General features: G+C 66.6%; 11 protein-coding genes. 7 read left to right on the top strand and 4 right to left on the bottom strand.

Annotation, left to right across the window (positions count from 1 at the left end; translation table 11 throughout):
* The first annotated feature begins 174 nt into the window (after nucleotides 1-174).
* On the top strand, nucleotides 175-1341 hold the full coding sequence (gene flhB / locus ABG80_RS16945) for a flagellar biosynthesis protein FlhB (protein WP_058088799.1): 1167 nt from the start codon (nucleotides 175-177) through the stop codon (nucleotides 1339-1341).
* Here the strand turns inward: flhB and ABG80_RS16940 are convergent.
* Nucleotides 1329-2024: a PEP-CTERM sorting domain-containing protein gene (locus ABG80_RS16940; RefSeq protein ID WP_160322579.1), complete on the bottom strand. Its 696-nt coding sequence runs from the start codon at nucleotides 2022-2024 to the stop codon at nucleotides 1329-1331. The two genes, flhB and ABG80_RS16940, sit on opposite strands and share 13 nt — an antisense overlap.
* 255 nt (nucleotides 2025-2279) lie before the next feature.
* On the opposite strand from ABG80_RS16940, the gene flhA reads away from it, so the two are divergent.
* From flhA to ABG80_RS16915, 5 genes are all read left to right on the top strand, one after another.
* Complete coding sequence (gene flhA, locus ABG80_RS16935) at nucleotides 2280-4385, top strand: flagellar biosynthesis protein FlhA (protein WP_058088797.1); 2106 nt, start codon at nucleotides 2280-2282, stop codon at nucleotides 4383-4385.
* Nucleotides 4382-6166: a flagellar biosynthesis protein FlhF gene (flhF, locus tag ABG80_RS16930; RefSeq protein ID WP_058088796.1), complete on the top strand. Its 1785-nt coding sequence runs from the start codon at nucleotides 4382-4384 to the stop codon at nucleotides 6164-6166. The genes flhA and flhF overlap by 4 nt, the downstream gene beginning before the upstream one ends.
* A 20-nt stretch (nucleotides 6167-6186) precedes the next feature.
* The gene (locus ABG80_RS16925) at nucleotides 6187-7011 is read left to right on the top strand and encodes a P-loop NTPase family protein (protein WP_160322578.1); all 825 of its coding nucleotides are present in this window, start codon (nucleotides 6187-6189) and stop codon (nucleotides 7009-7011) included.
* A 20-nt stretch (nucleotides 7012-7031) separates the two neighbouring features.
* Entirely contained in the window at nucleotides 7032-7754 is a 723-nt protein-coding gene (locus ABG80_RS16920; RefSeq protein ID WP_058088872.1) for an RNA polymerase sigma factor FliA, read from the top strand.
* A gap of 61 nt (nucleotides 7755-7815) precedes the next feature.
* Nucleotides 7816-9192 (top strand): methyl-accepting chemotaxis protein, encoded by a 1377-nt coding sequence (locus ABG80_RS16915; protein WP_058088794.1) that lies wholly within the window; start codon nucleotides 7816-7818, stop codon nucleotides 9190-9192.
* Between the two features lie 6 nt (nucleotides 9193-9198).
* On the opposite strand, the gene argF is transcribed toward ABG80_RS16915, so the two are convergent.
* Both argF and ABG80_RS16905 read right to left on the bottom strand, forming a co-directional pair.
* Nucleotides 9199-10131 (bottom strand): ornithine carbamoyltransferase, encoded by a 933-nt coding sequence (gene argF, locus ABG80_RS16910; protein ID WP_058088793.1) that lies wholly within the window; start codon nucleotides 10129-10131, stop codon nucleotides 9199-9201.
* Between the two features lie 42 nt (nucleotides 10132-10173).
* On the bottom strand, nucleotides 10174-11376 hold the full coding sequence (locus ABG80_RS16905) for an aspartate aminotransferase family protein (RefSeq protein WP_058088792.1): 1203 nt from the start codon (nucleotides 11374-11376) through the stop codon (nucleotides 10174-10176).
* Between the two features lie 369 nt (nucleotides 11377-11745).
* Here ABG80_RS16905 and ABG80_RS16900 point away from each other — a divergent pair, with 369 nt between their 5' ends.
* A complete protein-coding gene (locus tag ABG80_RS16900; protein WP_235513914.1) occupies nucleotides 11746-12087 on the top strand; it encodes a DUF3579 domain-containing protein in 342 nt (113 codons plus the stop codon).
* Between the two features lie 101 nt (nucleotides 12088-12188).
* Here the strand turns inward: ABG80_RS16900 and rpsT are convergent, their stop codons facing one another.
* Nucleotides 12189-12482: a 30S ribosomal protein S20 gene (gene rpsT, locus ABG80_RS16895; protein ID WP_058088791.1), complete on the bottom strand. Its 294-nt coding sequence runs from the start codon at nucleotides 12480-12482 to the stop codon at nucleotides 12189-12191.
* Between the last annotated feature and the right edge of the window lie 128 nt (nucleotides 12483-12610).

Genomic DNA, 12610 nt, shown 5'->3' with positions numbered 1-12610 from the left:
CACCCTCGTGTCGCGATGTGTACATCATTTGGGGCGCAAAGGGTGGTTTTTTCACCCGACGGTGTCTGAGGGATCAGGCGGGTTCGAAGGTGTTTTTTCCGGGGCATGAGCCGAGGGTTTGCTGGACACACTCTCAGCCATCGATTCTCCGGTCTGCGAAGGCCACGCCCCCCAATGTCCGACGAAGGCTCACAAGACAAGCAGTTACCCGCCTCGCAGCGGAAACTGGACCAGGCCCGCAAGGACGGTCAGGTCGTGCGCTCCAAGGACCTGGGGCACTTCCTGGTCATGTTGGCGGCCACGGGCGTGCTCATGGGTCTGACGCCGCTGTGGCTGGACCAGCTGCAAAAGCTCATGTCGGGCGGTCTGCGCTTTGATGTGCGCACGGTGGCCTCACCCGATTTCATGCTGCAGCGCCTGACCGACTGGAGCATGCAGGCGCTGATCATGGTCGTGCCGGTGGGCGTGGGCGTGGCCCTGGCCTCGACCGCTGCCTCGGTGATCTCGGGCGGCTGGGTGATGTCCTTCAAGGTGCTGGCGCCCAATTTCGGCAAGCTCAACCCGATCAGCGGTCTGGGCAACCTGTTCAAGAAGCAGCAGCTCATCGATGCGCTCAAGGCCTGCGCCATGGCGCTGGTGCTGGGCGCGGTGGGCGTGATGACGCTGATGAAGGTCTGGCCCAGCATGTCCGACCTGCTGGCTCAGCCCTTGCCAGCAGCCATCCGCGACCTGGGCGTGACCATGGGTCAGGTCATGGGCACGATGCTGCTGGTGATCGCGGGATTCGCCTTGCTCGATTGGCCGCTGCAGAAGTTCCTGTTTGCCGAGCGCATGAAGATGTCGCACCAGGACGTCAAGGAAGAGTACAAGCAGCAGGAGGGCAACCAGGAGGTCAAGGGCCGCATGAAGCAGATCATGCGCGAGCGCACCCGCAAGCGCATGCTGGCCGCCGTGCCCACCGCCGACCTGGTGGTCATGAACCCGACCCACTATGCCGTGGCGCTGAAGTACGAAGAGGGCTCGATGGGCGCGCCGCGCGTGGTGGCCAAGGGGCTGGACCTGCTGGCGTTCAAGATCCGCGACATCGCCACCGAGAACAAGGTGCCGGTGCTGGAAGCGCCACCGCTGGCGCGGGCGCTGTACGCCCACACCGAGCTCGACCAGGAGGTGCCGGTCAAGCTCTACAGCGCGGTGGCGCAGGTGCTGGCTTATGTGTATCAGCTCAAGCAGGCGCTCAGCGGGCGGGCGCCCATGCCGGGCAACCTGCCGGATCTGCAGGTGCCGGATGACATGGACCCGCTGCGCTCGGAAGCCGCCAAGGCGAAGGCTCAGGCGACCTGAGCAGTGGACGCCTGACGGCGGCGGACCATGGCCAGGGCGCCGACGCAGCCCACAAGGACCAGCGTCCAGGCGCTGGGTTCGGGCACCCCGGGGGTGATGTTGTGGGCGCCAATGAGCACGTAGGACTGTGCGGCACCGGCGGGTGCAAACAGCCCGATCGAGGGGAGTGCGGCCGCAATGAACTCTTGCTTGACTGCCTCTTGCCATGTGTAGCCCTCGGCGAAGACGAGGTTTGCGGCGACGTCGTCGATCATCGCGTCAGCCTTGGTCAGAAAGTCGCCAACGCTGCTGACGGGGGTCGAACGCCAGACGCCGTCCTCATCAAATGCGCCGGTGCCAGCGGGGCCGGTCATGCGCAAGGTTGCCCCCTGAGGGTTCTGGGGAGAGGTCAGGTCAGCGGTCAGCGTGCTGCTCCAACGCTCCTGGCCATCCCAAGCGAGCTGATTGGCCCCTACTGAGAGGGCTGCGCCATTGAGCGACATGGCGATCAAGGCTGAGGCGAACACGCCATCTGTGGCGTCGACGCCCAGGTCAAAGGTGAGGTCGAACTGTGCGTACTCGCCAAACAATGCGGTGGTTCCGGGGTAGGCCAGGCCCGAAAATCGCCAGGTCTGCAGCTCGGCTTGAGCGGATGCGGCGGCCAGCAGGCCTGCCGCAGCGAGGGTGATCGCGCGAAGTTTCATGTTTCTTCCCCGGTTGTTGGTGGCGCCGCGCACGTGCGAGTGGCAGCTGTGAATCCATTGTGCCGACTTGAATGTGACATCCATCACAGGGCGATCCCCCATCCGCTGGGGCGGCCTTTCGCGCAGGAACAAACCGTGACTTTCACCCCACGCAACGTGGTCCGAATAGGCGCGCGCCACCCCCGCTTATCTCGCTAAAGCTCGGGGGGGCGGCGGCCAACAATCCTTGCAACCCCCTTCAAGGATGTGCCCCCCATGAACCCCTGGATGCAGAAGCTGCTGGCGATGTCGCCGAGCGACGCCAAACGGTTCCAGATGATGGTTGCCCCGCTCATCGTGGTGACCGTGCTGGTGCTGATGGTGCTGCCGCTGCCACCCCTGGTGCTGGACATCTTCTTCACCTTCAACATCGCCATGTCGCTGATGGTGATGATGGTGGCGGCCACCATGCTGCGCCCGCTGGACTTCGCGGCCTTCCCGGCGGTGCTGCTGCTGACCACGCTGCTGCGCCTGTCGCTGAACGTGGCTTCGACCCGGGTGGTGCTGCTCGAAGGGCACACCGGCACGGGCGCCGCTGGTGCGGTGATCGAGTCCTTCGGTCACTTCCTGATCGGCGGCAACTTCGCGGTCGGGATCATCGTGTTCGCCATCCTGGTGGTGATCAACTTCACCGTGATCACCAAGGGCTCCGAGCGCATCGCCGAGGTGGCAGCCCGCTTCACCCTGGACGCCATGCCCGGCAAGCAGATGGCCATCGACGCCGACCTGGGCGCTGGCCTGATCGACGAGGCCGAGGCCCGCAAGCGCCGCCGCGAGGTGGGCGAAGAGGCCGAGTTCCACGGCTCCATGGACGGTGCCTCGAAGTTCGTGCGCGGCGACGCCGTGGCCGGCATCCTGATCCTGTTCATCAACATCATTGGCGGCTTCATCATCGGCATGGTCCAGCACGGCTTGTCGGCCGGGCAGGCGGCCGAGTCCTACATCCTGCTGGCCATCGGTGACGCGCTGGTGGCCCAGATCCCGGCGCTGCTGATCTCTGTCGCTGCCGCCATGGTGGTCTCGCGGGTCGGCAAGGACCAGGACGTGGGCACCCAGATCACCACCCAGATGCTGGAGAACCCCAAGGTCATCGGCGTGGCCGCCGGCATCATCGGCCTGCTGGGCGTGATCCCGGGCATGCCTTCGCTGATCTTCCTGCCGATGGCCGGTGGCCTGGGCTACGCGTCCTGGCGGATCCACGTCAAGAAGGAAGCCGAGCGCCAGGCGCCGCCCGCGCCGGAAAAGCCCCAGTCCGCCCCCAACCCCAATGGCGAAGCCTCGTGGGAAGACCTGCAGCCGGTCGACACCCTGGGCCTGGAAGTGGGCTACCGCCTGATCCAGCTGGTCGACAAGGAGCGCGGCGGCGACCTGCTCAACCGCATCAAGGGCGTTCGCCGCAAGTTCGCGCAAGAAGTCGGCTTCTTGCCGCCATCTGTTCACATCAAGGACAACCTGGAGCTCAAGCCCAGCTTCTACCGCATCACCCTGCGCGGCGCCGTGGTGGGCGAGGGCGAGGTCTTCCCCAACATGCTGATGGCCATCAACCCCGGCCACGTCACCAACCCGATCGCCGGCACGCAGGCCGTGGACCCCGCTTTTGGCCTGCCCGCTGTGTGGGTGGAAGAGCGCCAGCGCGATGTCGCGCAAATGGCCGGGTACACGGTGGTTGATCCCTCGACCGTGGTGGCGACCCATCTTTCACACTTGATGCAACTCCACGCCGCCAAGCTTTTGGGCCGCGTCGAGACCCAACAGCTCATCGAGCACGTGACGAAACTGGCTCCCAAACTGATCGAAGACGTGGTTCCCAAGATGGTCGGCATCGCAACCCTGCAGAAAGTGCTCCAGCTGCTCCTCGAAGAGGGCGTGCACATCCGCGACATGGGCTCGATCATCGAAACCATGGCCGAGCACTGCGCCGTGGCACCCAACCTGGTCAACGACCCGTCCGAGCTGGCCCGCCGCATCCGCGTCGGCCTGGCCCCGGCCATCGTCCAGCAGATCTACGGCCCGGTTCGCGAGCTCGACGTCATCGCCATCGAGCCCGACCTGGAGCGCCTGCTGACTCAGGCCCTGACGGCCGCCAACGGCCCCATGCTCGACCCGGGCGTCGCCGACCACCTGACCCGCCAGGCCGCCGAGGCCACCCAGCGTCAGGAAAACATGGGCCACCCCGCCTGCCTGCTGGTGCCCGACGCGATCCGTCCGTCGGTCGCCCGACTCCTCAAGCGCGCCGCACCTCGTCTCAAGGTGCTGGGACACAGCGAGATCCCTGAGACCCATTCGATTCGCATCGGTACCCTGATCGGAGGCCACGCATGAACGTCAAACGCTTCATTGGACGCAACAGCCGCGAGGCCATGCAAAAGGTCAAGGCTGCTTTCGGGGACGAGGCCATCGTGCTGTCCACCAAGCCCGCCGCCGAAGGTGGCATCGAGATCCTGGCGATGGCCGCCGATGGCATGGCCATGGTCGAGTCGATGTCCAGTCGCGCCCCGGCCGCCGAACCTGGTTTGGGTCGCGAGGAGCCGGTCGCAGAGGAAGAGGCCGCTGGCCCGCTGGCCAAGGGTGCCGCCGTGGCCCGCCAGTCGGTCGCCAACCTGGCTCACACCGTGCAGGAAGACGTCAAGCAGCTGGCCATGAGCACGCTGTCGTTCCAGGACTATGTGCGCGAGCGCATGCTCAAGCGCCGCCAGGCCGCCATCCAGTCGCGCACCGAGCCGGCCATGGCCGCTCCCGAAGCGCAGCTGAACCAGCGCTTTGCCGAACCCCGTCGCCAACCCAGCGCCCAGATCGCCGCCGTGGACCTGGCCGTGAGCGAGCCCATGCTCGCGCCTCGCCAGCCCGCACGCCAGGCCGTGCAGGCCGATGTCCACGCTGCGGTGCCGAACCAGGCCGAGTCCCTGGCCCGCGCCCAGGTGGCACAAGCCCAGTCTCCCCGTGCCCAGGCCAGCCGTGCCGCCTTGTCAGACGAGCTGACGATGGACCAGATGGTGGCCCGCCAGGAAGCCCCCCGCGCCGCTGCTCGCCCAGCTGCCAAGGCCCAGCCTCAGGCACAGACCAAGCCAGCCGCACCGGTGGCAGCCCAACCCGACACCGCGACCCTGGAGGCCCTGCGCTCTGCTCAAGAAGCCAACACGACCTTGCTTGGCGAGTTGCGTGCCATGCGCGCCATGATGACCGAGCGCTTCGAGACCATGGCCTTCCTGGACAAGCTGGGCCGCACCCCCGCCCAGGCCAACCTGGCCCAGCGCCTGCTGGACGGCGGCTTTTCCACGGTGCTGATCCGCAAGCTGCTCGACGCCATGCCCGCCGACGTCAACAACGGCCAGCACGATGAGCTGGAGTGGGCCACCCAGGTGCTGCAGCGCAACCTCAACACCGCCGACACCGAGCGAGCCATCGAAGACCAGGGCGGTGTGTTCGCCCTGATCGGCTCGACCGGCGTGGGCAAGACCACCTCCACCGCCAAGCTGGCCGCCACCTTCGCTGCCAAGCACGGCGCGCAGAACCTGGGCCTGATCACGCTGGATGCCTACCGCGTCGGCGCCCACGAACAGCTGCGCGCCTACGGCCGCATCCTGGGCGTGCCCGTGCACATGGCCCATGACCGCGCCGCCCTGGAAGACCTGCTCGAACTCCTGTCCGGCAAGAAGCTGATCCTGATCGACACCGCCGGCATGGCCCAGCGCGACGGACGCACCAAGGACCTGCTGGAAATGCTGTCCCACCCGGCCATCAAAAAGCTGCTGGTCATCAACGCATCGGCCCAAGGCGACGCCATCGAGGACGTCATGCACGCTTATCACGCGCAGCAGTGCTCCGGCGTCATCCTCTCCAAGCTGGACGAGGCCGTGAAGCTCGGCCCGGCGCTGGATGCGTTAATCCGTCACAAGCTCAAGGTCCTGGGCGTGGCAAACGGCCAACGCGTGCCCGAAGATTGGCACCGACTGTCCGCACAAGCCCTGGTGCACCGCGCGCTGCGCGCCAGCCTGAACCCGGCCTACCGCCTCGACCCCAACGAGGTCAGCCTGATCCTGGCCACGCCCTCGATGCCCGAGATGCTGCAGCAGTCTGCCCGCGCCGCCACCGCCACCGCCTGATCCACACCGAGCCGCCCTCCATGGTCCGACCCGTGCGTTCTGCCTCTCCAGCCCAGCCTGTTGACCAGGCCCAGGGCCTGCGCCAGATGTTCGCCGCCCGCGTGCTGCGCTTCATCCCGGTGGTGGCCAACACCCGCTCCAGCGCCGGTGGCCTGGTGCTCGAGCGCCTGTGCGCGGCCTACGCCGCTTGTGGCCTGAGCACCCTGGTCGTCGATGCGGGCGAGCAGGCGAGGGCGCCCAGCGAGCTCGCCGAGTTCGACCTCTCCGAAGGCATCGAGCGCCTGTCGGAGCACGTCAGCTACATGGCCGCGCGGGGCCTGCCCCTGAAGTTCGCCGACGCCCGAGGCTCCTGCTCGACCCTGCTCGACGAGCTGGCCGACGCCTCCGCGCGCAGCGACGTGGTCCTGCTGCACGCCTCCGCCAGCGAGCTGGTGCGCATCTTTGGCGACCGCTGCCGAGGCCACAACCTGCGCCCCCTGGTCTTCACCAACGACCTGGCCGAAGGCCTGACCGACGCCTACGCGGCCGTCAAGGTGCTCAGCCAGCGAGGAGGTTGGATGGCCTATGACCTGCTGATGTGCGCCCCGCGTCGCAGCCAGCAGGCCGACGAAGTCATCCGTCGACTCGCGCGGTGCTCGGACCAGTTCCTAGGGGCTGCGCAACGCGTCGCCCTGCGCCTGGACCCCTTCGAGCCCGCCTCGATCGACCCCGACGCCCGCTTCATGGAGCTGGCCGCTGGCCTGCTGCGCTGCGCCTTGCCCCACACCTTGGGCGAGACCGCTTTCGACCACCTGTTGTCGCCCGGTGCAGCCCTGCCTGCCCGCGTGTCACCCGTACTCAACTGAAGATGCTCATGGAGCCCAGCATGTCCAGCACGTACACCGCCAAAGGCCGTCTCGACGTCGACTCGATGCTGCGCCAGTACAGCCCGCTGGTGCGGCGCCTGGCCCACCAGATGATCGCCAAGCTGCCAGCCAACGTCGAAATCGACGACCTGATCCAGGTGGGCATGATCGGCCTGACCGACGCCTTGACCCGCTTCGACGCCGGGCAGGGGGTGCAGTTCGAGACCTTCGCCACCCAGCGCATCCGCGGCGCCATGCTCGACGAACTGCGCGGCGCCGACTGGCTCAGCCGGGGCACCCGCAAGCAGCAGCGCGACATCGAACGCGCCGTGCACAGCCTGGAGCAAAAACTCGGCCGCGCCCCGCAGGAAAGCGAGATCGCCAAGGAAATGGGCATGGCGCTGACCGAGTACCAGGAGATGCTCGGCAAGGTGCGCGGCACCCAGCTGATCTACCTGGAAGACATGAGCGGCGAAGATGGCGACAACGACTACCTTGATCGCCACGTCACCGACGAAGGCAACGACCCGTTGAGCTTGCTCGAAGACCACCGCATGCGCCATGCTCTGGTCGAAGCCATCAAGAACCTGCCCGAGCGCGAGCAGTACGTCATGAGCATGTACTACGAGCAGGACATGAACCTCAAGGAAATCGCCGCCGTGCTGGGCGTGACCGAATCGCGTGTTTGCCAGCTGCACAGCCAATCCATCGCCCGGCTGCGCGTCAAGCTCCGAGAGTGGTGACCTGAAGCCCGCCAGCTTCTGCTCCCTCGGGCGATGGCCTCCCTTCTGAAGAGGGGTGCCCATGTTGGCCTTGTTCAAAAAGCGCGAAACCGTGGCATCGGTTGCGCCAGCGGTCTCTGCCGAGCCCATGCGCTTGGAAGGGGCCGAATCCGTTTATGCGCTCGCGCAGGTGCTGCAGCGGGACTGCAGCGGCCTGGGGCTCGAGGCGGCGCAATTGCGCGGCGCCCTCGACGACTGCGCCGCCATCGCCACCGGTCAGACCACGGCGCTGAGCCAGCTGCAGGCGCAGGCGCACCAGATCGCGCAAGCGCAGCAACGCATCCAGTCTGAAACCGCCCAAAGCCAGCAGGCCATGCAGCGCGCCCGCGCCAGCGTCGAGCACGTGGGCCTGGAGGTCTCCGGGGTGGTCAGCACCCTCAAGCAGGTCTCCGAGGCGGCCAGCCAGATCACCCAGGTGGCCTTGCAGACACGGCTGGTGGCCTTCAACGCCTCGGTCGAGGCCAAGCGCGCTGGCGAGGCGGGGCTGGGCTTTTCGGTCGTCGCCGACGCCGTCAAAGACCTGTCCACCCAGGTCGAATCCATCTCCAAGGCCATCATGAGCACGGTGGCCTCGCTGGACCAACGCATCCAGTCGCTGGCTCAGGACCTGCGCGTTGACGTGCCGGTGGACGCCAAGGCCGACCAGGATCGGCAGGTGCACCTGGCCCTGATGGGGGCCGAAAGCGCCGTGCAGCGCATCGTCGCGGCCGCCAGCGCCAGCGTGGGGTTGAGCCAAGGCATCCAGGCGCAAGTCGATGGCATGGGGCAGGAGGTGCAGACCGTGCGAGACGCCCTGGCCGACGCCTCCAAGCGCAGCGAGCGCGTGCTGGGCGTCTCCGAGCGGCTCATGGAGGTCATCGCCACCTGCGGCGTTGAAACCGCCGACACCCCCTACATCCAGCTGGCCCAGCAAGTGGCCGGACAAATCTCCGAACGCCTGGAGCAGGCACTGGGCTCAGGGCGCATCAGCCTGACGCAGCTGTTTGACGAGCGCTACCAGCCCCTGGCCGGCAGCAACCCCGCGCAGCACAGCGCCCTGTTCAACGCCCTGACGGACGAGCTTTTCCCGCCTCTGCAGGAAGCGGCCCTCAAGGCCCTGCCCGAGGTGGTCTTCTGCATCGCGGCAGACCGCAACGGCTACATCTCCACCCACAACAAGGTCTACTGCCATCCGCAACGGCCGGGCGACGTGGTCTGGAACACCGCCAACAGCCGCTGGCGTCGCATCTTCAATGACCGCACAGGCCTGGCCTCGGCCCGCAACACGCGAGCCTTCCTGCTGCAGACCTACCGTCGGGACATGGGGGGCGGCAAGTTCGTGCTGCTCAAGGAAGCCTCGGCTCCCATCACGGTGCAGGGTCGCCACTGGGGTGGCCTGCGCCTGGCCTACCGGTTCTGAGCCTGCTCAGCCGATGCGGCCGAGCAGCAGGTACTCCATCAGGGCCTTCTGCACGTGCAGTCGGTTCTCGGCCTCGTCCCAAACCACCGATTGCGGCCCGTCGATCACCTCGGCTTCGACCTCTTCGCCACGGTGGGCTGGCAGGCAGTGCATGAACAGCGCATCGGCTGCGGCCACGCCCATCATTTCGGCGTCCACGCACCAGTCGGCAAATGCCTTCTTGCGCTCCTCGTTCTCGGCCTCGAAGCCCATGCTGGTCCACACGTCGGTGGTCACCAGGTGGGCGCCACGGCAGGCGTCCATCGGGTCCTTGAAGACCTTGTAGCAACCCGGGTTCGAGATGCCGGCCACCTCGGGGTCGATCTCGTAGCCGCTGGGCGTGCTCACGTGCACCGTGAAGCCCAGCAACTCGGCCGCCTGCAGCCAGGTGTTGGCCATGTTGTTGCCATCGCCCACCCAGGCCACCACCTTGCCGGCGATCGAGCCGCGGTGCTCGATGTAGGTGAAGATGTCGGCCAGGATCTGGCAGGGGTGGTACTCGTTGGTCAGCCCGTTGATGACCGGCACGCGCGAGTTGGCCGCGAACTTCACGATCTTGGCTTGCTCGTAGGTGCGGATCATCACGATGTCGACCATGCGCGAGATCACGCGGGCGCTGTCCTCGATCGGCTCGCTGCGGCCCAGCTGGCTGCCGTCGGTGGTCAGGTGCACCACCGAGCCACCCATCTGGTACATGCCGGCCTCGAAGCTCACGCGCGTGCGCGTTGATGCCTTCTCGAAGATCATGGCCAGCGTGCGGTCCGACAGTGGCTGGTACTTCTCGTAGTTCTTGAAGCGTTGCTTGATGCTGGCCGCGCGCTGGAACAGGTACTCGTACTCCGGGGCGCGCAGGTCCTTGAACTGCAGGTAGTGCTTGATCAGGCTGTTTCCGGGCTTCATGGCGCGTGGGTGTCTGTTGGAGCTGGGGGCGGGGCGGACGGCTCAGGCCTTCGGCTCGGCAAGGAACTGCTTGATGAGCGGCACCAGGGTGGCGACGAGCTCGTCGGCGTGGGCCGGGGTGAAGATCAGCGGCGGCAGCAGGCGCACGACCTTGTCGGCCGTCACGCTCAGCAGCAACCCCGCGTCGAGCGCGCGGTTGAGGATGACACCGCAGGGGCGGTCCAGCTCGATGCCGATCATCAGGCCCTGTCCACGGATCTCGGTGACACCGGCCACGTTGGCCAACTCGCGGCGCAGGGCGCCCATCAGGTGCTCGCCCACGTGCTGGGCGTTGGCCAGCAGTTGGTCTTCTTCCATGATGGTGATGGTCTCGACGCCTGCGCGCATGGCCAGCGGGTTGCCGCCAAAGGTGGTGCCGTGGTTGCCCGGCTTGAGCACATCGGCCGCCTTGGGGCCACACACCACCGCGCCCACCGGCACCCCCGAGCCCAGGCCCTTGGCCAGCGGCATGACGTCCGGCTGGATGCCGGCCCACTGGTGCGCGAACCACTTGCCGGTGCGCCCGATGCCGCATTGCACCTCGTCGAGCATCAGCAGCCAGCCTTGTTTGTCACACAAGGCGCGGATGGCTTGCAGGTATTCGACGCGAGCCGGGTTGATGCCGCCTTCGCCCTGGATCACCTCCAGGAACACCGCCGTCACGTTCGGGCGGGTGCGGGCAACTTCTTCAAGTGCCTCGATGTCGTTGAGCGGCACGCGCACAAAGCCTTCGACCAGCGGCTCGAAGCCGGCGTGCACCTTGGGGTTGCCCGTGGCCGACAGCGTGGCGATCGAGCGGCCGTGGAAGGCCTTCTCGTAGACCACCACCTCGGCGCGGTCGATGCCCTTGTCGTGGCCGAACTTGCGTGCGATCTTCAGCGCGGCCTCGTTGGCTTCCAGGCCCGAGTTGCAGAAAAAGACGTTGGTCAGGCCCGAGCGCTCCACCAGCAGGCGGGCCAGCTCTTCCTGCAGCGGCACCTGGTAGTAGTTGCAGCAGTGGATCATCTTGCTGACCTGGTCCTGCAGGGCGGGCACCAACTTGGCGTGGTTGTGCCCCAGCGTGTTGACCGCGATGCCGGAGAGCGCGTCCAGGTAACGTCGGCCCTCGGTGTCCCAGACTTCGGCGCCTTGGCCGTGCGACAGGGCGACGGGCAGACGGCCATAGGTGGGCATCACATGGGGCATGGCGTTGACTGGGGCGTTCATGAGCGTGGCTCGGTGAGGTGTGGGACCAAACATTCTATGCAATATCGGGCGTCCGCCCTGGTGCGAACCCTGGGTTCGGCGGTGCCCGCCGGTCGCGAAATGGGGCGCCGCACGGGCCCGTGAAGTGGCGCCCACCCCGCAATGCCCTTGGATTGCTGGCATCCAAGTTGCAGCAGGCCTTCGCATCCGCGACAATCACGACCTGTCCGCATGGCAACACCCGAGTCCCATCGATCCGGGAGGTGGCCATCACCCAGTGTGGCAGTCCGCTACCCGCGGTCTGCCCTGCTGGTTCCCCGCAGACGCCAGACACAATCTGGCCCTGCGCCTGTCAATTCACCCATTGAACAGCACGTCGGAAGCGCCACCGTGTCGACGCCCTCATTGCCAGAACGCACCCCCAAACCCCGAGAAGTCTTCATCCTGGGCCTGACCCAACAGGGCCGCACCTTTCGCCCCAGCGACTGGGCAGAGCGCCTCGCCGGCGCCATGTCCTGCTTCAAGCCAGGTGGCATGTCGGGCCCCCTGGCCCACATCGGCTATTCGCCCTACTGCGTCCCCACCAGCGTGGACAACGTCAAATGCGTGGTCGTCAACGAAGCCTTGCGCGACCTTGAACCCATGGCCTGGGACTTCGTCATGAACTTCGCCCGCGACAACGAGTTGCAGGTGCTCGAAGCTTGTTTGTTGCCTGACGCCCCACGTGGGTGAGGGCAGGGCGCGAGCCCCCAAGAAAAAGCCCGCGTCAACGGCGTTGCGCGGGCTTTGTCGTGTCCGGGGCTCGTCAGCCCCGTTTGCCGTCAGGCGACAGATCAGGCAGCGATGGCCTTGATCTTGGCCGACAGGCGGCTCTTGTGGCGAGCGGCCTTGTTCTTGTGGAAGATGCCCTTGTCGGCGATCGAGTCGATCACGGATTGAGCGGTCTTGAAGGCGGCAGCGGCCTGGGTCTTGTCGCCGGCCTTGACGGCCTTGAGCACGCCCTTGATGGCGGTGCGGAACTTCGAGCGCAGGGCCGAGTTGGCGGCGTTCAGCTTGACGTCCTGGCGAACGCGCTTGCGACCGGAGGCGATGCGGACGGTCTTCTTGGCTTTGGATGCAGATGCCATGGTGAGCTCATTGCGCTGGTGAACCAGCGCGCAACACTTTTGTGGATGCCCGAGATCGCCAAACCATTCGGCTGCCTCGATTCGCACCCGCGCAAAAGCGGCAGGTTTAAAGAACCGCAGAGTCTACC

The sequence above is a fragment of the Aquabacterium parvum genome (assembly GCF_001447195.1).
Lineage (GTDB): Bacteria > Pseudomonadota > Gammaproteobacteria > Burkholderiales > Burkholderiaceae_C > Aquabacterium > Aquabacterium parvum.
Note: the sequence above shows the minus strand (reverse complement) of the source record. Positions and strands in the feature narration are given on the sequence as shown.